Source organism: Rahnella sp. Larv3_ips, assembly GCF_003697865.1.
In the GTDB taxonomy this organism is placed as follows: domain Bacteria; phylum Pseudomonadota; class Gammaproteobacteria; order Enterobacterales; family Enterobacteriaceae; genus Rahnella; species Rahnella rivi.
The window spans coordinates 776,326-798,293 of the sequence record NZ_MJIB01000021.1 but is presented as its reverse complement, the minus strand read 5'-3'; the positions used below and the strand labels follow the sequence as shown (position 1 = coordinate 798,293).

General features: G+C 55.6%; 20 protein-coding genes. 4 read left to right on the top strand and 16 right to left on the bottom strand.

The features are described 5' to 3' along the window. Positions 1–1,006 (top strand): beta-Ala-His dipeptidase (gene pepD, locus ED901_RS23230; protein ID WP_240994002.1); only part of this gene is annotated, 1,006 nt, incomplete at its 5' end. A gap of 130 nt (positions 1,007–1,136) precedes the next feature. Here the strand turns inward: pepD and dinB are convergent. Next, positions 1,137–2,195 carry a DNA polymerase IV gene (gene dinB / locus ED901_RS23225; RefSeq protein ID WP_122097379.1) on the bottom strand — a complete coding sequence of 353 codons (1,059 nt, stop codon included), beginning with the start codon at positions 2,193–2,195 and terminating at the stop codon, positions 1,137–1,139. Positions 2,196–2,476: 281 nt separating this feature from the next. Between dinB and dpaA the strand changes: the two genes are divergently transcribed. Continuing rightward, the gene (dpaA, locus tag ED901_RS23220) at positions 2,477–3,202 is read left to right on the top strand and encodes a peptidoglycan meso-diaminopimelic acid protein amidase (protein ID WP_122097378.1); all 726 of its coding nucleotides are present in this window, start codon (positions 2,477–2,479) and stop codon (positions 3,200–3,202) included. On the opposite strand, the gene ED901_RS23215 is transcribed toward dpaA, so the two are convergent. Together ED901_RS23215 and lpcA are read right to left on the bottom strand one after the other, a co-directional pair. Beyond that, positions 3,173–3,940 carry a class II glutamine amidotransferase gene (locus tag ED901_RS23215; protein ID WP_056781487.1) on the bottom strand — a complete coding sequence of 256 codons (768 nt, stop codon included), beginning with the start codon at positions 3,938–3,940 and terminating at the stop codon, positions 3,173–3,175. The two genes, dpaA and ED901_RS23215, sit on opposite strands and share 30 nt — an antisense overlap. Before the next feature lie 26 nt (positions 3,941–3,966). Continuing rightward, on the bottom strand, positions 3,967–4,548 hold the full coding sequence (lpcA, locus tag ED901_RS23210; protein WP_122097592.1) for a D-sedoheptulose 7-phosphate isomerase: 582 nt from the start codon (positions 4,546–4,548) through the stop codon (positions 3,967–3,969). Positions 4,549–4,816: 268 nt separating this feature from the next. On the opposite strand from lpcA, the gene fadE reads away from it, so the two are divergent. Continuing rightward, a complete protein-coding gene (gene fadE, locus ED901_RS23205) occupies positions 4,817–7,285 on the top strand; it encodes an acyl-CoA dehydrogenase FadE (RefSeq protein WP_122097377.1) in 2,469 nt (822 codons plus the stop codon). Between the two features lie 81 nt (positions 7,286–7,366). On the opposite strand, the gene ED901_RS23200 is transcribed toward fadE, so the two are convergent. The 3 genes from ED901_RS23200 to mtnK form a co-directional block, all read right to left on the bottom strand. Further along, entirely contained in the window at positions 7,367–8,764 is a 1,398-nt protein-coding gene (locus ED901_RS23200) for a carbohydrate porin (protein ID WP_122097376.1), read from the bottom strand. Between the two features lie 295 nt (positions 8,765–9,059). Next, positions 9,060–9,530, bottom strand: coding sequence for a DUF1456 family protein (locus ED901_RS23195; protein ID WP_056781497.1), 471 nt, complete (start codon positions 9,528–9,530; stop codon positions 9,060–9,062). A 95-nt stretch (positions 9,531–9,625) separates the two neighbouring features. After that, complete coding sequence (gene mtnK / locus ED901_RS23190; protein ID WP_122097375.1) at positions 9,626–10,825, bottom strand: S-methyl-5-thioribose kinase; 1,200 nt, start codon at positions 10,823–10,825, stop codon at positions 9,626–9,628. 117 nt (positions 10,826–10,942) lie between these two features. Here mtnK and mtnA point away from each other — a divergent pair, with 117 nt between their 5' ends. Continuing rightward, complete coding sequence (gene mtnA, locus ED901_RS23185) at positions 10,943–11,971, top strand: S-methyl-5-thioribose-1-phosphate isomerase (protein ID WP_122097374.1); 1,029 nt, start codon at positions 10,943–10,945, stop codon at positions 11,969–11,971. A 75-nt stretch (positions 11,972–12,046) separates the two neighbouring features. Here mtnA and rbsK read toward each other — a convergent pair whose 3' ends face one another. The 10 genes from rbsK to ED901_RS23135 all read right to left on the bottom strand — a co-directional run bounded on the left by rbsK (position 12,047) and on the right by ED901_RS23135 (position 21,965). Next, positions 12,047–12,979, bottom strand: coding sequence for a ribokinase (gene rbsK, locus ED901_RS23180; RefSeq protein WP_122097373.1), 933 nt, complete (start codon positions 12,977–12,979; stop codon positions 12,047–12,049). Then, complete coding sequence (gene alsK / locus ED901_RS23175) at positions 12,976–13,920, bottom strand: allose kinase (RefSeq protein ID WP_122097372.1); 945 nt, start codon at positions 13,918–13,920, stop codon at positions 12,976–12,978. The genes rbsK and alsK overlap by 4 nt, the downstream gene beginning before the upstream one ends. A 15-nt stretch (positions 13,921–13,935) precedes the next feature. Next, positions 13,936–14,616, bottom strand: a complete 681-nt coding sequence (gene alsE / locus ED901_RS23170) for a D-allulose 6-phosphate 3-epimerase (protein ID WP_122097371.1) — start codon at positions 14,614–14,616, stop codon at positions 13,936–13,938. Between the two features lie 38 nt (positions 14,617–14,654). After that, positions 14,655–15,740 carry an ABC transporter permease gene (locus ED901_RS23165; protein ID WP_082465782.1) on the bottom strand — a complete coding sequence of 362 codons (1,086 nt, stop codon included), beginning with the start codon at positions 15,738–15,740 and terminating at the stop codon, positions 14,655–14,657. 11 nt (positions 15,741–15,751) lie between these two features. Continuing rightward, positions 15,752–16,741 (bottom strand): ABC transporter permease, encoded by a 990-nt coding sequence (locus ED901_RS23160; protein ID WP_122097370.1) that lies wholly within the window; start codon positions 16,739–16,741, stop codon positions 15,752–15,754. After that, positions 16,734–18,266 (bottom strand): sugar ABC transporter ATP-binding protein, encoded by a 1,533-nt coding sequence (locus ED901_RS23155; RefSeq protein ID WP_122097369.1) that lies wholly within the window; start codon positions 18,264–18,266, stop codon positions 16,734–16,736. The genes ED901_RS23160 and ED901_RS23155 overlap by 8 nt, the downstream gene beginning before the upstream one ends. 2 nt (positions 18,267–18,268) lie before the next feature. Next, positions 18,269–19,255, bottom strand: a complete 987-nt coding sequence (locus tag ED901_RS23150) for a substrate-binding domain-containing protein (protein WP_221298082.1) — start codon at positions 19,253–19,255, stop codon at positions 18,269–18,271. A gap of 2 nt (positions 19,256–19,257) precedes the next feature. Beyond that, the gene (locus ED901_RS23145; protein WP_056781519.1) at positions 19,258–20,130 is read right to left on the bottom strand and encodes a DeoR/GlpR family DNA-binding transcription regulator; all 873 of its coding nucleotides are present in this window, start codon (positions 20,128–20,130) and stop codon (positions 19,258–19,260) included. Between the two features lie 450 nt (positions 20,131–20,580). Beyond that, positions 20,581–21,324, bottom strand: a complete 744-nt coding sequence (locus ED901_RS23140; RefSeq protein ID WP_122097368.1) for an SDR family oxidoreductase — start codon at positions 21,322–21,324, stop codon at positions 20,581–20,583. Positions 21,325–21,419: 95 nt separating this feature from the next. Next, positions 21,420–21,965 (bottom strand): acireductone dioxygenase, encoded by a 546-nt coding sequence (locus ED901_RS23135; protein WP_056781525.1) that lies wholly within the window; start codon positions 21,963–21,965, stop codon positions 21,420–21,422. Between the last annotated feature and the right edge of the window lie 3 nt (positions 21,966–21,968).

Genomic DNA, 21,968 nt, shown 5'->3' with positions numbered 1-21,968 from the left:
ATTTGGCCTGCAACCGGGCTGGTTACAGTCTGAAATCCTGATCAACACCGATTCAGAAACCGAAGGCGAAATCTACATGGGTTGCGCAGGCGGGATTGATTTTACCGCCACACTGCCACTCAGCCGCGAAGCAGTACCTGCTGGTTTCACCACGCTGAAAGTGACGCTGAAAGGCCTGAAAGGCGGCCACTCCGGCGCTGATATCCATCTTGGCCTGGGCAATGCCAGCAAACTACTGGCGCGTTTCCTGGCAGATAACGCCGACACACTGGGCCTGCGCCTGCTGGATTTCACCGGCGGTACGCTGCGCAACGCCATTCCGCGTGAAGCCATTGCAACGCTTTCCATCGCAACGGATAAAATCGATGCGCTGAAATCGGCCGCAGAGGAATTCCTGGCGACCATTCAGTTCGAACTGTCCGCGGTAGAGAAGAAAATCGCACTGGTTGTTGAAGCGGCTGAAAGCAACGCGAAAGCGCTGACTGCTGAAACTCAGGGCAAATTCCTCGCACTGCTGAATGCCACACCAAACGGTGTGATCCGCATGAGCGATGACGTGAAAGGCGTGGTTGAAACCTCCCTGAACGTCGGCGTTGTTACCATGAAAGACGATGAAGTGGCGATCAACAGCCTGATCCGTTCTCTTATCGACAGCGGTAAAGAGTACGTGGTCAGCATGCTGAACTCACTGAGCGCGCTGTCTGGCGCGAAAAGTCTGGCGAAAGGCAGCTACCCTGGCTGGAAACCCGAGCCAAGCTCGCCGGTGATGACGCTGGTGCGTGAAACCTACGAAACACTGTTCAGCAAAACGCCAAACATCATGGTGATCCACGCCGGTCTGGAATGCGGTCTGTTCAAAAAACCGTACCCGGACATGGACATGGTTTCCATCGGGCCTACCATCACCGGGCCACACTCGCCGGATGAGCAGGTTGAAATTGAAAGCGTTGAGCTGTACTGGAAACTGCTGACCGCCCTGCTGAAAGCGATTCCTGAGCGCGGTTAATACCCGATCCCCGAAATCATCCGGGCTGTATCAGGGTGGCAACTGAGTAAATCCCCGGTCACATACACAAATATGTGACCGGAGTTTGCGAAGACAGCCCACGCAGAGACAGCCTGAAAGATGACGGGGATCATTCCCAGGGAAGCAGAAGCTGCCGCTCTATCTGCGGATCCTGCAACGTCACATGCAATCCCACCAGCCTGACGCCCCGTCCGCCTCGCCGTTGTTCCCAGGCTTCCCGTGCGACTTTCAGTAAATCGTCTTTATTCAGCACCGGCCAGACGTGTTCCTGCGTGGTCTGCTGGAAATCATGGAATTTAAGTTTCACGCCCTGTCGGGCGATGCGCAGACTCGGGCTGACTTTACTCAGGCGCGTATGTAATTCCGGGTACAGCCGTTCGATCAGCGCCACGCACTCTTCCCAACTGTGAATATCTTCGGCCAGCGTGCGCTCGACGCCGACGGATTTACGCAGCCGCTCGGGGGAAATCTCACGTTCGTCAATGCCCTGACTGCGCTCCCACAGCACGCGGCCAAACTTTCCGAAACCTTTAAGCAAGGCTGCCAGATCATACCGCTGCACGTCGCCACAGGTGTTCAGGCCGTGCTCCTGCAAACGCTGTGCGGTGACTTTGCCGACGCCAGGAATTTTACTCAGCGGTAAATTTTGCAAAAACGCATCGACTTTATCCGGCGTAATCACAAACTGTCCGTTAGGTTTATTCAGATCAGAGGCTATTTTTGCCAGAAACTTGATCGGCGCGATACCCGCCGAGGCGGTCAGATTGATTTCATCGGAGATCGCCTGGCGGATTTGTGCAGCAATCAGCGTGGCGGATCCGTTGCACTGCGTGGCGTCAGAGACGTCGAGATAAGCTTCGTCGAGTGACAGGGGTTCAATCAGCGGGGTGTATCGCGCAAAGATTTCACGGATATGGTTTGAGGCTTCTTTATAAGCCTCCATTCTGCCGGGAATCACTTTCAGATGCGGACAGAGTTTCAGCGCCATACCGGTAGGCATTGCGCTGTGCACACCGAATTTACGCGCAGGATAATTGGCGGTGCTGATCACACCGCGGCGATCGCGGCTGCCGCCGATGGCGATAGGAATGTCGCGCAGGGAAGGATCATCGCGCATCTCGACGGCCGCGAAAAAGCAGTCCATATCCACGTGAATGATTTTACGCATAGCCCTCCCCTGATAACTGTATAAGTATACAGTGAGTCGGTGCAATTTCAAACACAGAAAATGGCGGTAAATTTGGGTTAATTAATCACCAATAATGGCAAGCGCCAGTAATTAACAAACCGAAACTCATTATTCAATATTTGATGATTGCTAAAATATTAATCAGTATTAATATGGCAACGTTTCAGACAGGTTGTAGATAAGAAATCAATCAGTGGCGGTCTTAAAGATGGTTCCATCTGTAGACAAAACATCAGAATTATTACCAAGCAGGATTTAGAATGATCAGAATCGCGCTGTTCCTTGCGATGCTCCTCAGTTTGCCTTTATTTACAGCAAATTACGCCGCGGCCAGTGAACCTGTCCCGGTCAATGCTGCGCTTAAAAAGCAGTTGTTAGGCGCGCCAGTTTATATCCAGATTTTCAAACAAGAACGTAAACTCGAATTGTATGCCCAGCTCGACGGCGAATTTCGTCTGATCGGCAGCTATGGCATCTGCGATTTTTCCGGCGGTTTGGGGAATAAACGTCGTGAAGGCGATTTCAAAAGCCCGGAAGGTTTTTATAACGTGGATATCCACCACCTGAAACCAGACAGCCGCTTTTATCGTGCTATCAACATCGGCTTCCCGAATGCCTACGACATCTCACAGGGTTACTCAGGTAAGTACCTGATGATCCACGGTAACTGTAAATCCATTGGGTGTTATGCAATGACAGACGGTTACATGGATGAGATCTTCACCTATGTTCAGGCAGCGTTCCAGTTCGGGCAGCGTAATTTGCAAATCAGCATTTACCCGTTCCGTATGACCGATGCCAACATGAACGCGCACAAAAACTCAAGCTACATCAACTTCTGGCGTCAGCTTCAGCCTGGCTATGCGTACTTTGAGAAACACCATCAGGCGCCCAACGTGGTGGTGACTGACGGGAAATATGAAGTGCTCCAGCCGCTGTCTAATACCCCGCTCTCCTCACAGCTGGCGTTCACCCAGGTGAAATAACGCGAACTCGCCTGGAGCAATTTTGTTCCAGGTTTCGTTTGCGGTCAGCGGTTGCGTGGCAATCACGGTGACGACATCATCAGGTGTCGTCTGCTGCTGAAAATCAATTTCCACATCCTGATCCAACAACGTTGCCTTGCCAAACGGCGCGCGACGCGTGATCCAGTGCAAATTTGTCGAACAATAGGCCATTACAAAATGCCCGTCCGACAGCAGCATATTAAACACCCCTTTTTCGCGTAACTCATTGGCCAGCGACGCAATATAGCGGAACACCGGCGGCCAGCTTGCCGGGCGACGCGGATAACGTTGAGTGAGTTTGTGCAGCAGCCAGCAAAAAGCGTATTCGCTGTCAGTCTGGCCTATCGGGCGCAGTGTGCCGGTATCGAGCTGGCGGTAACCGCGCAGCTGACCGTTGTGCGCGTAGGTCCAGTTGCGTCCCCACAGTTCCCGGGTAAACGGATGGGTATTTTCCAGCGCCACTTCGCCACGGTTTGCCTGACGAATATGGGAAATCACCGCGCAGGATTTGATCGGGTATTCCTGAACCAGGCGGGCGATGGGCGAATTAAAACTCGGCAGCGGATCTTTAAAAGTACGGCAGCCATTCCCCTCATAGAAGGTAATGCCCCAGCCGTCTTTATGCGGGCCAGTCCCGCCACCGCGCTGCACCAGTCCACTGAAACTAAAACAAATATCAGTAGGAACGTTAGCGCTCATCCCGAGCAATTCGCACATCACCAGCCTCCTTTACTGCAAAGGGCTTATGCCTTCGCCATCTCTTTTTCGATCAGAAGAATCAAAATGTGAATAACTTTAATGTGGATTTCCTGCACACGGTCAGCGAAGCCGAAGTGTGGAACGCGGATTTCCACGTCAGCAGATCCGTCCATCTTGCCGCCGTCTTTACCGGTCAGGGTAATGACTTTCATGCCTTTGGCACGCGCAGCGTCGATAGCTTTGATGACGTTTGCGGAATTCCCGGACGTGGAGATGCCCAGCAGAACGTCGCCCTTCTGGCCAACCGCTTCCAGATAACGAGAGAAAATATACTCATACCCGAAATCGTTACCCACGCAGGAAATGTGGCTGACGTCAGAAATCGCAATCGCCGGGTAGCCCGGACGGTTCTCACGGTAGCGGCCGGTCAGTTCTTCCGCAAAATGCATGGCATCGCAGTGTGAACCGCCGTTGCCGCAGGAAATCACTTTCCCGCCCGCTTTGAATGAATCCGCCAGCAGCACTGCTGCACGTTGAATAGACTCAATATTTGCCGGATCGCTGATGAATTTATTCAGCGTTTCAGCAGCTTCGTTCAGTTCAGTACGGATAATATCCTGGTACATAGCAGCCTCTTTTATGTCCATTTGCAGCCGTTGAAACACAGCCGATAGCAATAAAACTTTCCGCTGTGCAGTGTAACGGATCGGCGGATCGGCGAGAAGCAATGAAGCGGTAATGATTCCGATAGTTTCCATTTTTAACGCTTCGTGCGGCCGGATTGTGAGCTGTGTTGTAATTAGTATGTAAACACATTGATAAAGAAATGAGCATGAACTAAAACCATTGTATCCCTACAACAGGTCAGACCTCCTACTACTCAGGAGCATTACTATGATGGTTCTCAGCATTGTTGCATTTGTCGTTATCCTTGGTGCGCTGTTTTATCACCGCGTCAACCTCACCCTTAGCAGCCTGATTTTACTGGCGTTCACCGCCGTGATGGGCGCGATCAATCTGTGGACGCTGTGGCTGTTAGTGCCACTGGCGATCCTGTTGCTGCCACTGAACATCCCGGCCCTGCGCCGTTCATTATTCTCCGGCCCGGCACTTCGCACCTTCCGCAAAGTCATGCCAGCCATGTCACGCACGGAAAAAGAAGCGATTGAAGCCGGTACCACCTGGTGGGAAGGCGACCTGTTTGGCGGCAAGCCGGACTGGAAAAAGCTGCAGGATTACCCTGAGCAGCGCCTGACAGAAGAAGAACAGCGCTTTATTGACGGCCCGGTGGAAGAAGCCTGTCGCATGGCGAATGATTTTGAGATCACTCACGAACTGGCCGATTTGCCGCCGGAGCTGTGGGCGTATCTGAAAGAGCACCGCTTCTTTGCGATGATCATTAAGAAAGAGTACGGCGGCCTCGAATTCTCGGCTTACGCTCAGGCACGTGTTTTACAGAAACTGGCCGGTGTGTCAGGGATCCTGGCGATCACCGTCGGCGTACCAAACTCCCTCGGTCCGGGCGAATTGCTGCAACATTACGGAACCGAAGAGCAAAAAGATCACTATCTGCCACGTCTGGCCGAAGGCCTGGAAATTCCGTGTTTCGCACTGACCAGCCCCGAAGCGGGTTCTGATGCCGGCGCAATCCCGGATTTCGGTATTGTGTGTAAAGGCCAGTGGCAGGGCAAAGAAGTGCTCGGTATGCGCCTGACCTGGAACAAGCGTTACATCACGCTGGCACCTATCGCCACCGTGCTCGGTCTGGCATTCAAACTGAAAGACCCCGATCATCTGCTCGGCAACGAAACTGATTTAGGCATCACCTGTGCGCTGATCCCAACGGATACCCAGGGTGTGGAAATCGGCCACCGTCACTTCCCGCTGAACGTGCCTTTCCAGAACGGTCCGACGCGGGGTAACGACATTTTTGTCCCGATCGACTACATCATTGGCGGCCCGAAAATGGCCGGTCAGGGCTGGCGTATGCTGGTGGAATGTCTGTCCGTGGGCCGTGGCATCACGCTGCCGTCAAACTCCACCGGCAGCCTGAAATCTCTGGCGATGGCGACCGGCGCTTATGCCTATATCCGCCGTCAGTTCAAACTGCCGATCGGTAAAATGGAAGGTATCGAAGAGCCGCTGGCACGCATCGCGGGGAACGCTTATGTCATGGACGCGGCGGCGACGCTTATCACCAACGGCATTATGCTGGGTGAAAAACCGGCGGTGCTGTCCGCAATTGTGAAATATCACTGTACGCACCGCGGTCAGCGCGCCGTAATGGATGCGATGGATATCACCGGCGGTAAAGGCATCATGCTCGGTAAAAGCAACTTTGTTGCCCGCACCTATCAGGGCGCGCCGATTGCCATCACCGTGGAAGGGGCCAACATCCTCACCCGCAGTATGATCATCTTTGGTCAGGGCGCGATCCGCTGCCATCCTTACGTGCTGCGTGAAATGGCGGCAGCGGAGAAAAATGATCTGGTCGATTTCGACCGGGCGCTGTTCGGCCATCTCGGCCACGTCGGCGGCAACACCGTGCGCAGTTTCTGGCTCGGCCTGACCGGCGGGCGCACCAGCGATACGCCGGTGAACGATGCCACCGCCCGCTACTATCAGCACATTAACCGCCTGAGTGCCAATCTGGCGCTGCTGGCCGATGTGTCGATGGGTGTTCTGGGCGGCAGCCTGAAACGTCGCGAACGCATTTCCGCCCGTCTCGGCGATATCCTCAGCCAGATGTATCTGGCGACAGCCACGCTGAAACGTTTTGATGAAGAAGGCTGTCACGAGGCCGATTTGCCGCTGGTCCACTGGGGTGTTCAGGACTGTCTGCATCAGGCGGAAGTGGCGATTGACGATCTGCTGCGTAACTTCCCGAACCGTTTCATCGCAGGCGTCATGCGTCTGGTGGTGTTCCCGCTGGGTGGCGCTCACGCTGCACCGTCCGACCAGCTGGATCACGAACTGGCGCGGATTCTGCAAGTGCCTTCCGCCACCCGCAGCCGTATTGGTCGCGGTCAGTATCTGACGCCAAGCGAGCACAACCCGGTCGGTCTGCTGGAACAGGCGTTGCAGGATATTCTGGCCGCCGAACCGGTTCACAAACGTCTGTGTGAGGCGATGGGTAAAAAACTGCCGTTCACCCGCCTGGATATTCTGGCGCAAAAAGGTCTGGATGCCGGGCACCTGAGTGCTGACGATGCGCGCATTCTCAGCCGTGCGGAAGAAAGCCGTCTGCGTTCGATTAACGTTGATGAATTTGAACCGCACGAACTGGCCGCACATCAGCCAAAGGAAGAGGCAAAAACGCTAAAAAAGGATGAAGCGAAACCGCGTCATACTGAAGCCGCCTGATCCTCTTTTCTGACCAATAAAAAAGCCTGAGTGCAAAACACTCAGGCTTTTTCTTTTGTATTGCCGAAGTAAGGCCGGAAATCAGAAGAAGTATTTGAAGCGCACGCGCCCGCCGTAACGTTGCTCGCTGTCGTCGTCATTGGAATAGGTTTTATCCCCATCCAGCATCGACATATACGCCCCGAGATAGACGTTAAAGTTCTGCATATTCATCACGTTCGGGATCAGGTAGCTGGCATGAATGGTATGAATATCATAGCTGCCCGGCTCATTGAACCAGTCGTCATCGTAGTCAGACGCACGAACGCCATCCATGCTGAAGTCTTCAATTTTGTTATGCGCGTAGATGTAGCCCAGTTCGAAACGTTTCCACAACGCATTCGCGCCGACCGTGAAATCTTTTTCGTCACTGGCATCCATGTACGCCGTGCTGAGGTTTGCCACGATGCCATTTTCAGGGTCCGCTTTCTGGCCGTTCCAGGTCATGGTCATGCCGTAACCGTTACGTTTAGACTGATCGATGGTTTCGCCCTGATCATTCTTGTAACCGTACGCATTATTCACCACGTTGGTTTCCGCCGCCGCCGCCACCGAGAATGCGTCCCCTTTCCAGGCAATCACAGGGCGCAGATACGCCACGTTTTTATCCTGTTCCAGTTTGTTACCGTGGTAGTTTTGCTCGGCGAACAGCGAGGTCCCGTCTTCGAGCAAGGTATTGAGCTCGAAATACCAGTTGCCGATATTTTTATTCAGCAGGATGTTACCGCCGCTGTCGCTGCGTCCGCGCCCTTCTTTCATCATATACACATAGCCGTAACCATCGGCATACAGGTCGTTGGCCGTATTACCGGAGTATTCGATGAAGGTATCCTGATTAAGCGGGAACATATCGTAAGCTTCGAACCGGCCAATTTTGGCCATCCAGTCTTTCTCTTCACCGAAGAAGAACGCGGCATCATCAAGGGTCATTGACCCGTTGAGGTCGGCGGTCGGCTGAACAGAGAATCCGGAGAACTGGCCGTTGTCATTTCGGCGATAACCATCAAGGCCGATCAGTAAACGCCCGTTCACATCCCAGCGCTCATTGGTGCCTGGCCGCCAGTTTTTATTATCACTGGTGCGTATTGACGTTAATTGTCCGCTGCGGCTGGCGCCGTCGACGTTAAATTCCACATCGCCGTATAACTTCAAATTATCGAAACCATTCAATGTTAATAATTTGTCTTTCGATATTCCTTCGGTTTTCACTTCTACCGGATTGGCTTCTTTCACGCTGGCTATTTCCTGCCCGCGCTGCACATCCTGTTTTTTCAACTGTTGGATCTGTTTCTCTGCCGTATCTGCCCGTGCTTCAGCCTGCTGGAGGCGCTGTTCAAGCAGTGCCATACGCGCTTCCAGACTGGAGGGAGCCCCCGAAGCAAACGCGGAACCCGACACCGCAAGACCCATCAAAAGAGCAATCGGCTTAATTTTTCTCATGTGTTGATGTCCTTTTCTTATACCCAGATTAACATTCAGCGTTGAATTAAATTCAGCTGTATTATTTTTTTAAAATATAAGCCAGTGGAGGTTTGGCGAGGACTGAAGATAATAGGCAGAGGAATGGACTGTCAAAAAACAAACCGGTGAAACGTGAAGTTGAACTGTAATAACGAAATTTCATTCCTGTAAAACCAATAAACGTAAAACGGGGCGCTTTTATTAAAAGCGCCCCGTTTAATATGTCATTTAAATAAATACATTTAATTTATTTATCAGCTGAATTCGTTAATGCTCAGCTTTTTTTAGGACGGACTCTGGCCGTCAGGCCTTTCAGAAAGTAACGCAACACCTGATCACCGCACGGGCGGTAGTTCTTGTGGCCTTCTTTGCGGAAGAATGCGCTCAGTTCGCCTTCGGAGACTTTAAAATCTGCCGCCGTCAGCACGGCGATCATGTCTTCGGTTTTCAGCTCAAACGCCACACGCAGTTTTTTCAGCATGATGTTATTGGTCAGGCGTTTTTCAACTTCCGGTGCCGGGAAGCGATCGTCTTTACCGCGTCTGAAGGTGATCAGGCCGTTAAGGAAGTTCGCCATCACTTCATCAGGCACTTCCATGTAACCTTCTTCATCTTCTTTTTTCAGATAACGGGACATCACTTCAGGGCTGACCGGCGTGCCGGTTGTCTTGAGGATCTCGATCAGCTGGCCTTCGCTCATATCCAGCATGTAGCGGACACTGCGTAAGACGTGGTTATGCATCATAATTCTGTATTCCTGTTAAAAGTAAACCGAGGAAATGCCACCGGGTTTACCCCTACGCACCTCGAAGGCGGGCATTATACAAGAAACTCACAGGATTAGCTGAACTGACGTATCCGTGCAATAAGTGACTCCACGTCGCTGATTTGGTGTGCAGTGAGGATCAGTTTTTGGCCGAGGCTCAGCGCATGGCGCTGACAATCGGCACGCATCTCTGCATCTTTAATAGTATCGAGATCCGCCACGTGCGCCAGCCCGATGGTGCGGCGGATAAGCTCCGCGCCGCAATATCCCACGGCATCGTGCCAGACATCTTGCAGGTAGATTTCCGCATAACCCGGTTCCGCCAGCGTCGGATCCTGAGATTTTTCACGCGCCAGTTGCAGGAAGCGTTCGGAAAAACTCAGCCACAGCTCGCGCACATCTTTCAGCCGCTGTTCACGGCCATCCGCCGCTTCGCGCACGCCCAAAAGCCCCGGCAGACCGCAGTAATTGAGCAGTAAATTGCCGATAGCCGAACCCGGATCAAATCCCAGCGGGCCGTAATAACCAAATTCTGCATCGATAGCTTTAAGTTTACCTTCAGCCACGAAAATCGAACCACTGTGAATATCCCCGTGCAGCAGCGCTTCGGCTTTCGTCAGGAACCGGTGTTTCAGCGCGGCCACGGCCAGCCGCAACGGTTTATCAGCGCGCAGCGCGGTCACTTCTGGCAGCAGCAGCGGATCCACATTATTGCGTTCATGATCGACGTACGGATCGGTGAAAAACAGATCTTCGGTGATCTGACACAGTTCAGGGTTAGTAAAGCGCGAGACTTCGGCTTTCTTGGTTTGCGCATTCTGGTAGAAATCGGAGGTGTGAAACAGCGTCTGTGCCAGATACTCGCCCAGCTGGCTGGCTGCCTGCGGGTAGTCGTTTCCCTGCACCAGTTCGCTGCGCCAGATCTGATGATCCGACAGATCTTCCTGCACCATCACCGCCAGTTCCGCGTCGTGATGCAGCACTTTGACCGTATGTTGCGGGCAATACTGACCGTGAATGATCAGGGTTTCGGCTTCGATGCGCGCACGATCTAACGTCAGCGGCCAGGACTCGCCCACGCAGCGCACATAAGGCAGCGCCTGTTTGACAATCACCCGGCTTTTCCCCGTCGTATCGCGGATTTTGAACACCAGATTCAGGTTTCCGTCACCGATTTCATCGGCGGTGACCAGGGAGTGTGGATCCGCCACGCCGCCGAACTGGCGGGCATATTCAACGGCATCTGCGGCGGTAAACGTGTAGTAGCGCGACATCCTGACCTCTCGAATTCTTTTTTCAGCCTTAAAAGCGTTTAGACGTCTATACATCTATAAAACATGTTGGCAGAATAAGTAATCAGATGCAACTGGGCAACAAGGATTTAACCGACCATGCAAAGTCTCACAACTACCAGTTTACGAATTCGCGAAAATCAGCTGTGGATCCTCGATCAGCAGGCCCTGCCCCAGCGCTCAGACTGGCGTGAATGTCGCAACGTCAGCGAGCTGGTGGATCACATCCGCACCCTGCGCGTGCGCGGTGCGCCACTGATTGGCTTGTCCGCCAGCCTGCTGCTGGCCTTGCTGGCCGAACAGGGAATGTCCCAGGATGCCCTGCTTGATTCACTGGAAACGCTGCGCGCCTCGCGCCCGACGGCGGTTAACCTGATGAACAATCTCGACCGCATGAAAGCCGCATTGCATCAATCTGATTACGTGAAAGCGTTAGCGGAAGAAGCCCTGCGTCTGGTGGAAGAAGACCGGGCACTGTGCGACAGCATTGCAGATCACGGTGCCGCGCTGGTCACGCACGGCAGCCGCCTGCTGACGCATTGCAACACCGGCGGGCTGGCAACAGCGGGCGTCGGCACGGCGATTGGCGTTATCCGCCGCGCGCACGGGCTGGGCAATGTGCAACAGGTGTGGGTGGATGAAACCCGACCGCTGTTACAGGGCGGGCGTCTGACGGCCTGGGAGCTCGGCGAACTGGGCATTCCTTACCAGCTGATTTGCGATTCAATGGCCGCCAGCCTGATGGCACAAAAACGCGTGGATGCCATCTGGGTCGGCGCTGACCGTATTGCCGCCAACGGCGATGTCGCCAACAAAATTGGCACTTACAGTCTGGCGGTGCTGGCGAAATACCACGGCATTCCGTTTTACGTCGCCGCGCCGCATACCACCCACGATCCGCACTGCCCGAACGGTTCCGCGATCCCCATCGAACAGCGCGCAGCGAGTGAAGTGACCGGCGTTTCCGGCAGTTTTGGGGCCGTGCAATGGGCACCGGATGACGCGCAGGTTTACAACCCGGCCTTTGATGTCACTCCGGCTGAACTGATCAGCGGATGGGTGCTGGATGTCGGTGTGGTGACGCCGGTTCAGGTGCGGGATGGGATATTGACTCAGGCGCTGAAGTAGCAAGTGCTCGCTTTGCTCTTCCCCGGCCAGGGGAAGAGCACGAAAAACTCCGCAACCGCCTGTCGCCGTGAAGTCTTAAACCACCGCCATCCCCATTCTTTCCCGTGCTTCCTCATACGTCGGCATCGATGCCGCCGCGCCTGCCCGTTCCACACAAACAGACGCATAGGCAGAAGCAAATTGTGCCGCTTCGCGAAGGGTGACACCGGCGGCCAGCTGCGAAGCCAGCGCACCGTTAAAGGCGTCGCCTGCGCCGGTGGTATCAACCGGGGTGGCCGGGCAGGCGTGGATAATCTGCGTGTCGCCGTTCACCGAAAGCAGCGCGCCCTGCGTGCCCAAGGTGATGATCAGCGCCTGTATGCCTTTGGCGTGCAGCGCGTGGGCAGCTCGTTCGGCGGAAGGAATATCGCAGACGTCGATGCCGGTGAGCAGCGTGCATTCCGTGGCGTTTGGCGTGAGTAAATCCACCTGCGCCAGCAGATGGTCGGACACCGGCTGGAACGGCGCGGGGTTGAGGATAATGTAGGTGCCGTTGTCTTTCGCGATGCCGATCAGTTTTTCAATCGCAGGCAGATTGTTTTCAAGCTGAGTCAGCAGGATATCGGCGGCAGCCACCGCCGGGCGGCACTGTTCCACTTCTTCATCCGTGACTGTCAGATTGGCGCCCGGATCAACGGCAATCATGTTTTCAGCATCGGCGCCGGCGACATAAATCAGCGCATTGCCGGTCGGGCATTCGCTGGTGGAAAACAGCGTGACGGCGTCGAAACCGGCGCTGTCGAGGTGGCGGCGGGCAAACATGCCGAAATCATCGCGGCCCACTTTGCCGATGTAATGCACCCGCGCACCGGCGCGCAGCGCGGCAACCGCCTGATTCGCGCCCTTGCCGCCCGCACCCATCATGCTGTTACGGGCAATCAGGGACTCGCCCGGCTTAGGGAAACGCGCCATGCCGGCGACGATATCGAGGTTGAAAGAACCAAATACGCATACCTTGCCTTTGTTCATGCCTCTCTCCTGAAGGAAAATGTTCCGGCAGCCAGAGCTGGCTGCGACGGAAAAACGCGCTGTGCGGCTAAACACGCGCCACGGCAGCCCGTCTCGTCGGTCACGGCGCTGAAATGAATCGTGAGATCGTTGGCCGGATACGGACTGCGTAAATGGCTGCGTAACTGCCGTTCGAGTTCGGCCAGCGGGAAGTTCTCCATCGCCAGCACGCCGCCGCCCAGCACTAAATAGCCGGGATCCAGAATGTTCATTTCGCTGGCGACAGTGCGCGCCAGCCGTGCCACAAATTCGGTTAAATCCACATGCCCGGCGTGACGCACAAACAGCTCGGCGAACGGCGTCTGTGGCGCGTGTTGCCGCGCCCAGCCGGTCAGCCAGTTACCGGAAGTGAGCGTCTCAACGCAGCCGGTTTTACCGCAAGGGCAGAGTAGCGGATTCCCCGCCAGCGGAATGTGCCCCAGCTCCCCGGCACCGCCGTGCGCGCCGTGGTAAAAATCCCCGTTGATCCACAAACTGTTGCCAAGACCCGTGCCGAGATACAGCCCGACGGCGACATCCGGCAGCGCGCCGTGCTGCGTTAAATCCCACCACATCAGATGGTTAACGTCTTTGTCCATCGCCACCGGCAGATGCAGGCGCTGTGAGAGCAGCGCCGCCACCGGCTGGTTATCCAGCGCGGAAACAAATGGCAGCGACAACACGGTCTGGCGGTCGCGGGACAATATTCCCGGCAGCCCGAGCATCACCTGCGCTACCTGATGATGCGGATCCTGTTCCTGCAAATACGTCGTGATCAGGTTTTCCAGCCCCTGTAACGGGTCAGTCTGCCCCGCCCAGCGTTGGGTCGGGGTTTTGTGGTAGCCGCGAAAATTTTGCTGGCTGTCCATCAGCATTAAACGGGTATTGGTGCCCCCGACATCCACTCCAAGAAAGTGCGGCATACGGCTCTCCTGCCCTCAGGCTGCGTGACGCGCCTGACGCATCTGATCGAGCATTTTGTCCCAGGCAACATCCAGATCGCTGTCCAGCGTGAACAGGCCGGAACTGCCGACGATCAGCACTTCCGCACCCGCGCTCATCAGATCCTGATAGGTGCGAAGATTGCAGGATCCGTCGATTTCGATCAGGTAGCGGTAACCTTTTTGCTGTTTGAGATCGCGCAGCTGGGCGATTTTTCCAAGCATTTCAGGGATGAATGGCTGACCGGCATAGCCCGGATCCACGGTCATCACGGTGATTTTATCCAGCAGATGAATGTAATGCTGGATGTACTCCACCGGCGTCGCGGGGTTGAGCACCACGCCGACTTTTTTCCCCAGCGCGCGGATCTGATTGATGATGCGGAACGCGTCGCGGTTAATGGTTTCGGCGTGCGGGCAGATAAAATCGGCACCGGCAAGGGCAATCGGCTCGATAAAGTCAGCCGGGTTTTCCACCATCATATGCACGTCCAGAACCAGCGGCGTGTGCGGGCGGATCTGCTCGATAAAAAACGGCGACAGCGTGATATTTTTGACGTAATGGCCGTCCATGATGTCGATGTGCAGCATGTCGGCGCGGCGGTTCAGCACTTCGAGTTGCTGTTTGATGTCGATCAGGCTCATGCACATCAGCGACGGAGAAATTTTGTATTCCATGATGTTTTCCTAAGTCAGAGGCAATGTTAAAAGAGTGTTTAAGGTTGAGCCGCCCGCGCTTTGGCAGCGCTCATTCGCCCCGCCCTTTTTTGCAGAAAACGGCTGCGGAAGAATTTCAGCGCCAGCACCACAATCAGTACCGCGCCCCACATCGCCAGGCTGAAATGCGGGCTGACGTTCATCAGGTTCAGGCCGGTAGAAATCACCTGCAGGACAATCAGCGAGAGCACCACGCCCGCCACTTTGCCGAATCCGCCGTTGGGATCTGTGCCGCCGAGAATGATGGCGAGCACCGTCAGCAACAGATAGGAATCGCCGTAGCCCATGCGCGCCGAGTTGAAGCGCGCCATCATGATCAGCCCGGCAATCACGCATAACATGCTGGAAATCACGTAGATGGCGATCAGCACGCGGTGGGTATTCACGCCGCTGAAATGGGTGGCGTTGATGTTGCTGCCGCTCATGTAGATGTATTTACCGAGGCGGGTGCGTTCTAAAAACACCGCAACGAAGGCCGCCGTCAGCAGGAAGATAATCAGCGGCACCGGCACGCCGAGCAGGGTTTCCGCGCCGATAAAGCGCACGATATCCGGCATGCCGCTTAACGCCGCGCCGCGTGAAAGGTAGATGCCGACGCCGTTCACCATGGTCATGGTCGCCAGCGTCACCAGAATCGGATGTGCGCCGACATAGGCCACCAGCGCGCCGGTCAGCATGCCAATCACCAGCGCCAGAATCATTGCGCCGACCAGCGCCAGTGTCAGCCACACCGCCTGCATCGCCATGCTGGCATCCGGCGGCAGCCAGGTGAGAAACACCCACGCCATCAGTAAACTGGTCAGGTTCGCGGTGGCGATAATGCACAGGTTCAGGCCGCCGCTGAGGATCGGGATAAACATCGCCAGCGTCAGTAAACCGAGCTCCGGTAACTGGAAGGCGACACTCATAAAGGTGGCGTCACTGAAGAAGCGCCCCGGCATCGCCAGGCTGAAACCGATGATCACCACCAGCAATAACAGCGATAACCCGAGCGTAGTGTTGTCGACTTTCAGCTTGCCGATTTTCAGGCGAGGCCGCGCATCGGGCTTCGCTTTAAGACTCACATTTCTGCTTTTTGCGAACATAGCGATTTTCCTCAGGCGAAGCCGACTTCGGTTTCTTTGCGTTTCTTATAATGGGTGACGGTGATGGCTGCGACGATCACCACGCCGATGACGATATTCATGAAGTAACTCGACACACCGATCAGGTTGAGGCCGTTTTTCAGCACGCCAATCAGGAACACGCCCATCAGGGTACCGACCACGCTGCCTTTGCCGCCGTTGAGGCTGGCGCCGCCGAGTACCGCCGCGGCCAGCACATCCAGCTCGCCGCCGACCAGCGCATTCGGCACCACTTCACCGACGCGATACACCTGCACCAGCCCGCCAATCGCCGCCATCGCGCCGAGATAACCGTAAGCAAACAGATGCAATAATCCGACGCGGATACCGATTCGGCGCGCAGATTCCTGATCACCGCCGACCGCAAACAGCTGGCGTCCGAGATGGGTTTTGTTGAGCAGGACCCAGCTCAGTCCGGCCACCGCCAGCATCACCAATACCGGCAAACCAATCTGATAATGTTGCTCGCCGACGCTGAACGGCAGCACGCGGATCGGCGTGGTCAGCCAGTCCGGCAGGTCGTACAGGCTGGTGCCGTTGGTCAGCCACATCAGCATGCCAAACAGCAGCGACTGCATACTGATGGTGACGATGATCGACACGATGCGCAGGCAGTAGATCAGAATGGCGTTGATCATCCCGAGCACCGTGCCGATGGCGACCGCCAGTAAAATGCTGCCGGTCGGGCTGCTCAGGCCGTAGTGGATCGCAAGCGTAGCGATGGTGTACTGCACGACAGACGCCACGGCGGCGAACGAAATATCAATGCCGCCGGTGACCAGCACCACAAACAGGCCGAGGGCGAAAATGCCGCTGACGGCGTAGCTTTCGGTCAGATCCAGCAGGTTCTGCAAGGTCAGAAACTGGCTGGTCAGTAAGGAAAAGGTGACGATAACCACCAGCAAAACCCAGGCTAAATAACCTTCGTTGCTGGACGGGCGTAACCGGCTGAGCTTAAGCATTGACCGCCTCCGCAAGTTGTTGCTGGGTGATCGCGCCCGGCAGATATTCGCCAACCACCGTGCCTTCGCTGAAATGCAGCACGCGGTCGCAGTTGAAATAGACTTCCGGCACTTCGTCGGAAATCAGCAGGATGGAAATCCCCTCTTCTGCCAGCTGGTGGATCAGCTGGTAAATGCTGGCTTTTGCGCCGACATCGACGCCGACCGTTGGCGAATCAAGGATCAGGATTTTCGGCTGCGTCAGCACCCATTTCGCGAGCACGATCTTTTGCTGATTGCCGCCGGAAAGCGTGGAGATCGCCTGATCAGGGTTTGCGACTTTGACGCCGAGTTTTTCGATCCACTGCTGGATGATCTTGTTCTTGCGGTATTCGTCGATCAGATGAAAACGGCTGCGCAGCTGATCCATGATCGCCAGCACGGTGTTGTCGCCGACGGATTGTTGCTGGATCAAGCCGAGCGTCAGGCGATCTTCCGAGACATAGCCGACGCCGGCTTTGATCGCGTCTTCATGGCTGCGAAAACGTACCGGTTTGCTGTCGAGGTAGATTTTGCCGCTGTCCGGTTTGGTCATGCCAAACAGGCTGAGCGCCAGTTCGGTGCGGCCCGAACCGAGCAGGCCACACAGGCCGAGCACTTCTCCGGCGTGCAGTTTGAAACTGACGTCGTGGTACTGGCCCACGCGGCTGAGTTTGTCGGCTTCCAGCATGATGCGTTCGTCATTCATGTTGGCGGCTTTCAGGCGGTAATCGAGTTTCAGGCCGGTCATCAGTTCGGTCAGGCGTTCGCTGCTGACTTCGGCCGCGGGGAAGGTGCCGACTTTTTTGCCGTCGCGGATCACCGTCACGCTGTCAGAAATCTCCAGCACTTCATCGAGGCGATGGCTGACGAACACCACGCTGATGCCTTTGCTTTTCAGGTAATGCACGGTGCGCAGCAGCTGATTCACTTCGGTGCGGGTCAGCGAGGCGGTCGGTTCATCCATAATCACTAACCGCGCATCGGCCACCAGCGCGCGACAAATCGCCACCTGCTGACGCTGGGCAATCGGCAACGCCGAGACTTTGCTGTCGAGATCCAGCGTGTAGTTCAGCTCAGTCAGAATGCGCTGTGCGGTTTCCCGCAGGCGGGACGGACGGTACCAGCCCATCAGCCCTTGCAGGTTGTGGTCAAACGCGATGTTCTCGAACACGCTGAGATTGGGAAACAGCGACAGATCCTGATAAATCACCTGCACGCCAAACTGACGTGCCTGATCCGGCGACAGTTTGCTGAAACGCTGGCTGCCCTGTGAGGCCGAGGTGAGCGTGATCTGGCAACCGTTGTCCGGCTGGTAAACCCCCGAGATCACTTTGATCAACGTACTTTTCCCGCAGCCGTTGGTGCCCGCCAGGCAGTGAACTTCGCCCTGCATCAGCTGCAGGGAAATGTCGTTGAGCGCACGCTGTCCGCCAAAGGTAACCGACAGATTTTGCACATCAATCAGCGGCGCGTGGTCTGTTTGAATGATCTCGGAGATTGCCATGATTACAGCCCCATTTTGACCAGTTTCGGCAGGTTGGCTTTGTCCAGGCTTTCGGTTTCATTGCCCAGAATGGTGCGCGTTGCCTCGTCCACTTTCACTTTGCCCATGCCTTCAATGGTCATGCCGTCAGTGATTTTTTCGCCTTTTTCCAGCTTCTCGGCGATGCGCACGAAGACTTCACCGGCGACCATCGGGTTCCAGATAAAGCCGCCCTTAATCGCGCCGGCTTTCACCAGACTTGCCCCCTGACCCGGACTGAACGGCCCGAACACGCAGATGTCGTCCGTTTTGCCACGGTTAAGCACCGCGCGGCCTGCGCCAATCGGGCCTTGTGAGCCGATCGCCAGAATGCCTTTCAGGTTGGCGTCTTTGGACATCAGATCGTTGGTGGTACGGATGCTGTCATCGAGCGATTCACCGACGCCGAATTTGTCACCGACCAGATGCATATCCGGATAGTGTTCTTTCTGGTAATTGATGGCGGCATCGGCCCATTTCTGATGCAGCGGCACGGTCAGACTGCCGACGTATACCGCGTAATCGCCCTTCTCTTTCATGCACTGCGCCAGCGCGACCATGTGAGTAATGCCGTGCTGCGTGGCATCGACCATTTCGAAATCCCAGTCGGCGTATTTCTGATCCGGCGATTCATGCACGATGACTTTGATCCCGGCGTCATGGGCGCGTTTCAGCACCGGCTCCAGCACGCGGGCGTCGTTCGGCACCACGCCGATCACATCCACTTTCTGCGCGATCAGATCTTCAATCGCACGCACCTGCAATGCCGGATCCGCGCTGGTTGGCCCGACCTGCCACGCGTCGATCCCGCGTTTGGCCGCTTCGCTTTTGATCCCGGCTTCCATCGCGTTGAACCAGGCGTTACCGCCCACTTTCACCACCACGCCCATGCGGATTTTGTCGGCGGCGTGCGCAGACAGGGACAACATGGCTGTGGCGAACAGGCAGGCAAGAACGGATTTCTTGATCATGTTTACTCTCCTGGTAGGTCAGTTATGTGCCGCAGCTGACGCGCCGTTGCGGCTGTTTTAGTTTTTTTCTGTAGGGGTGACGGAGAAACTTCAATCACGTTAACGTTGCTCCAGGCCAGTTCCTGGCGGAATTCTTCATCCTCCAGATGGTCTGTTATCAGTGTGTCGATTTCCCGGTAGTGGCAGATCCGCGCAAAAGAGCGGCGGCCGAATTTGCTGGCGTCAGCCAGCAAAATTTTGTGCTCGGAGGACAACAGCATTTGCTGTTTCAGCCGCGCGTGATGCTCGTTACTTTCACGGATCCCGCCTTCGTGGCTGATGCCGTGACAGGAGAAAAACAGTTTGTTGATGACGAACTCTTTCAGCATTTGTTCGGCCAGCACGCCGACGAAATCTTCATACTTCGCCGAATATTCGCCACCCAGCCCGATCACCCGCACATTGGCTTTCACCGCCAGCGTCTGAATGATGTGTACCGAGTTGGTCAGCACCACCAGCTGAATGTCGGGCAACTGGCGGGCCAGAAACCAGCTGCTGGAACTGCTGTCGAGCAGCAGACAATCGCCGGGATTGATCAGCTGTAACGCCCGTTTGGCGATGCGCGTTTTGCTGTCCGGTGACTGATTACTGCGGTCCCGAAAGGATTCGCCCTGCTCGATCTGCGAAGGTACATAGGTTTTTTCGCCCGCCGAATGCTCCATAAACACCGCGCCGCCGTGGCTGCGTAACAGCACGCCGCGCTTTTCCAGCAGCGCCAGATCCCGCCGCGCCGTTTCCAGCGAGATGCGGCATAACTGCGCCACTTCCTGCACCAGAATGCGTCCGCGCTGGCTGAGAATTTCGGTGATATAACGATGTCGCTCTACTGGCAGCATGTGGTGATTCCTCTTTCCCGATGTCAAATAGGATACGCAGCCGGATGCTCACGGAATGCGCAGTGCCTCAAAGGCGACCGTGCGCATTTTTTGCCACAATCGTCTTGTGATAGTTGTCACGAAAAGGTGAGAAAAGATGAAATGTTAAAGTTTGGATCTGTGGCGGGAACGGCATTAAATCGTCATTTGCGTTGCAACAAGACAGCAACAGATTTGCAAACGGTCACAATTCCTCGCGCTTACCGCTGACCGTTAATGACCGTTTGTGTGGAGTTGACCGTTTAAGCGATCAGTGGAAAAAAATGCTGGCGTTGCGCTGGAAATTCGCTGTTTCACAAGATCAACAAACGCGCCTTTAATTGGCGCGCCGGGTGCGGCAAGGGAGATGGGTTTACGCGGGTTTAAGCGGGGTAAAACAGATGAAAAACGGGGAGCGATCCCCGTTTTTGGTTATCTGCCGCCTGCCAGCTCGAGAAAGCTGCCGGTGACGTAGGAGGCTGAATCTGACAGCAGCCAGGAAATGGCCTGAGCGACTTCTTCCGGCTGGCCGCCGCGCTGCATCGGCAGATTGGCTTTCACCCGATCCACCCGCCCCGGCTCCCCGCCGCTGGCGTGCATGTCGGTATAGATAAGCCCAGGCCGCACGCCGTTAACGCGAATACCGTACGCCGCCACTTCGAGCGCCAGACCGGTGGTCAGGGTATCCACCGCGCCTTTCGACGCGGCGTAATCCACATATTCACCCGGCGCGCCCAGACGGGAAGCGGCGGAGGAGACATTAACAATCGCCCCGCCATTTCCGCCATGACGGTGCGACATGATTTTCACCGCCTCACGGCAGCACAGGAAATAACCGGTCACGTTGGTAGACAGCACTTTATTGATACGTTCGGCGGAGAGATTTTCAAGGGTTGTCTGCTGGAACAAAATCCCGGCGTTATTCACCAGCGCGGTAACCGGCCCGAGTTCAGCGCTCAGCCGTCTGAACATCGCCACAACCTGTTCTTCGTCGGCAATATCGGCTTTCAGGACGATGGCTTTACCACCAGCCTGAAGGATGTCATCGACGACAGACTGCGCGGCGATGTCGTTATTAACGTAATTCACACCGACGGCGTAACCCTGCTGCGCAAGGAGAAGAGCCGTTGCGCGACCAATACCGCGGCTGGCACCGGTGACGAGGGCGATTTTCATAAGGAGGCTCCATCAGGGAAGTGAGGAAAGTGACGGCGCGGGCCGACGCCCACGCCCTTGCTACGGGCCTTAAACTTTCTTAAAGGCGAAAAAGCTTATTCCCCAAGCCGCGGATAGGCATCCGCAATCTTATCCCCGGTGAAGTGCGCCACCCAGCCTTCCTGATTATCGAATACACGGATCGCGGTGAAAGAAGGCGAACCGCCCATATCAAACCAGTGGCGGGTATTGGCCGGCACGGAAATCAGATCGTTTTTCTCGCACAGGATCTGAAAAATCTTCCCGTTCAGGTGCAGACAAAACAGCCCTGCGCCTTCCACGAAGAAACGGACTTCGTCTTCCCCGTGGGTATGCTCGGAGAGAAATTTGGTGCGCAGCACGTCGCGCTGTTCGTGGTCGGGGCGCATGCTGATCACGTCCCAGCTCTGATAGCCCTTCTCGGCCACCAGTTTGTCGATTTCATGCTGATACGCGGCAATCACGTCCTGCGGCTGCGGGTTCTCGCCTAAATCGCGATCGGCCTGCCAGCGTTCAAAACGCACATCAATTTTACTCAGTTCGGCGGCGATGGCCTCGCCGTCACGGCTTTCCCAGACGGGTGCCGAAGGATCCTGGTCACTAAAAATCGTCAATGCACTCATGGT

Coding starts and splice junctions, on each gene's coding strand:
- mtnK (WP_122097375.1), bottom strand. CDS start 10,825: ATGTCGCGCTACTACACGTTTACCGCCGCAGATGCCGTTGAATATGCC.
- rbsK (WP_122097373.1), bottom strand. CDS start 12,979: ATGAACAAAGGCAAGGTATGCGTATTTGGTTCTTTCAACCTCGATATC.
- ED901_RS23165 (WP_082465782.1), bottom strand. CDS start 15,740: ATGTTCGCAAAAAGCAGAAATGTGAGTCTTAAAGCGAAGCCCGATGCG.
- ED901_RS23215 (WP_056781487.1), bottom strand. CDS start 3,940: ATGTGCGAATTGCTCGGGATGAGCGCTAACGTTCCTACTGATATTTGT.
- ED901_RS23195 (WP_056781497.1), bottom strand. CDS start 9,530: ATGATGCATAACCACGTCTTACGCAGTGTCCGCTACATGCTGGATATG.
- mtnA (WP_122097374.1), top strand. CDS start 10,943: ATGCAAAGTCTCACAACTACCAGTTTACGAATTCGCGAAAATCAGCTG.
- ED901_RS23145 (WP_056781519.1), bottom strand. CDS start 20,130: ATGCTGCCAGTAGAGCGACATCGTTATATCACCGAAATTCTCAGCCAG.
- ED901_RS23160 (WP_122097370.1), bottom strand. CDS start 16,741: ATGCTTAAGCTCAGCCGGTTACGCCCGTCCAGCAACGAAGGTTATTTA.
- ED901_RS23135 (WP_056781525.1), bottom strand. CDS start 21,965: ATGAGTGCATTGACGATTTTTAGTGACCAGGATCCTTCGGCACCCGTC.
- alsK (WP_122097372.1), bottom strand. CDS start 13,920: ATGCCGCACTTTCTTGGAGTGGATGTCGGGGGCACCAATACCCGTTTA.
- fadE (WP_122097377.1), top strand. CDS start 4,817: ATGATGGTTCTCAGCATTGTTGCATTTGTCGTTATCCTTGGTGCGCTG.
- dpaA (WP_122097378.1), top strand. CDS start 2,477: ATGATCAGAATCGCGCTGTTCCTTGCGATGCTCCTCAGTTTGCCTTTA.
- ED901_RS23150 (WP_221298082.1), bottom strand. CDS start 19,255: ATGATCAAGAAATCCGTTCTTGCCTGCCTGTTCGCCACAGCCATGTTG.
- ED901_RS23200 (WP_122097376.1), bottom strand. CDS start 8,764: ATGAGAAAAATTAAGCCGATTGCTCTTTTGATGGGTCTTGCGGTGTCG.
- dinB (WP_122097379.1), bottom strand. CDS start 2,195: ATGCGTAAAATCATTCACGTGGATATGGACTGCTTTTTCGCGGCCGTC.
- alsE (WP_122097371.1), bottom strand. CDS start 14,616: ATGGAATACAAAATTTCTCCGTCGCTGATGTGCATGAGCCTGATCGAC.
- lpcA (WP_122097592.1), bottom strand. CDS start 4,548: ATGTACCAGGATATTATCCGTACTGAACTGAACGAAGCTGCTGAAACG.
- ED901_RS23140 (WP_122097368.1), bottom strand. CDS start 21,324: ATGAAAATCGCCCTCGTCACCGGTGCCAGCCGCGGTATTGGTCGCGCA.
- ED901_RS23155 (WP_122097369.1), bottom strand. CDS start 18,266: ATGGCAATCTCCGAGATCATTCAAACAGACCACGCGCCGCTGATTGAT.